Genomic DNA, 1,337 nt, shown 5'->3' with positions numbered 1-1,337 from the left:
AATGCCGACCAACTTTTACTGTTTTGACACAGTTTTTCAGAGCAAAATAAAGCAGGGAATCCTTATAAAACAAGGATTCCCTGCTTGGGTATTGTAGCACTGCGAGATGAAAGAGGAAGCTACAACTCGCGGCCCACCCATTCGCAGCAGGGTTCGATTGTAGCACTGCGAGATGAAAGAGGAAGCTACAACAATACTAACGATTAGTGCCATAGTCCAATTATTGTAGCACTGCGAGATGAAAGAGGAAGCTACAACCCAAGCAGATGGGCATTGCTATGATTTTGGATTGTAGCACTGCGAGATGAAAGAGGAAGCTACAACAGGAAAAGGCGGCGGAAGCTCGAGCAGCGGATTGTAGCACTGCGAGATGAAAGAGGAAGCTACAACTGACAGTAAAGGCCGCAGAACAATTATTAAATTGTAGCACTGCGAGATGAAAGAGGAAGCTACAACAAAAATCCGGTGCAAAGATGCCTGTAAAGAATTGTAGCACTGCGAGATGAAAGAGGAAGCTACAACCACAGACTTCACACTCGCACCCCCCTCATTATTGTAGCACTGCGAGATGAAAGAGGAAGCTACAACTTTGTACCGCCGCCATAATACCCATTAGGCATTGTAGCACTGCGAGATGAAAGAGGAAGCTACAACGGAATGGGCGCAGTTCCGCGCCGACAGCTAATTGTAGCACTGCGAGATGAAAGAGGAAGCTACAACGTGATTGCCGCGCTCGGTTTGTCGTTCATAATTGTAGCACTGCGAGATGAAAGAGGAAGCTACAACAAAAAGGCTGCCGTTACGGCAACCTACTGCATTGTAGCACTGCGAGATGAAAGAGGAAGCTACAACCGTCTTCACCGTCAACGGCCAACCCGTCTTATTGTAGCACTGCGAGATGAAAGAGGAAGCTACAACGCGGCAGGTATTGCCAACTTTTTCTCTCTGATTGTAGCACTGCGAGATGAAAGAGGAAGCTACAACAGGCATAGGGCTGGCAACGGCCGCTGCCGTATTGTAGCACTGCGAGATGAAAGAGGAAGCTACAACTTTAGCCAACACGCCCAGAATATCCAGCAAATTGTAGCACTGCGAGATGAAAGAGGAAGCTACAACAGATATTTTTTGGGGCTGAAGTAGATTAGCCCTAAACACCACACCAAAGCCGCAAAGTTTTTAACTGCTGCTTTGGTGTCCCGAAGTTAAAACGAAACTCACATTCTTTCAAGAACAGAGGAAAAGATTTTCGGTCGATTCCGTTGTATTTGCGCAAGACACGTTTCGCCTGATTCCAAAAATTCTCAATGCCGTTGATATGGTTGTGTCGGTCGGCAAAC

Annotated in this window: 1 pseudogene and 1 CRISPR repeat array; the pseudogene reads right to left on the bottom strand. The window is 46.7% G+C overall.

The window, feature by feature from the left end:
* Positions 1-90: 90 nt before the first annotated feature.
* Positions 91-1,116: a CRISPR direct-repeat array (repeat unit 36 nt; unit sequence ATTGTAGCACTGCGAGATGAAAGAGGAAGCTACAAC).
* 31 nt (positions 1,117-1,147) lie between these two features.
* Positions 1,148-1,337 (bottom strand): annotated as a pseudogene (locus tag IR141_RS12480) (IS1595 family transposase); the annotation flags it as partial.

This window comes from Neisseria sp. 19428wB4_WF04 (assembly GCF_015235335.1).
Taxonomy (GTDB): Bacteria; Pseudomonadota; Gammaproteobacteria; order Burkholderiales; family Neisseriaceae; genus Neisseria; species Neisseria musculi.
The sequence above is the reverse complement of the archived record's forward strand: the minus strand, read 5'-3'. Positions and strand labels throughout refer to the sequence as shown.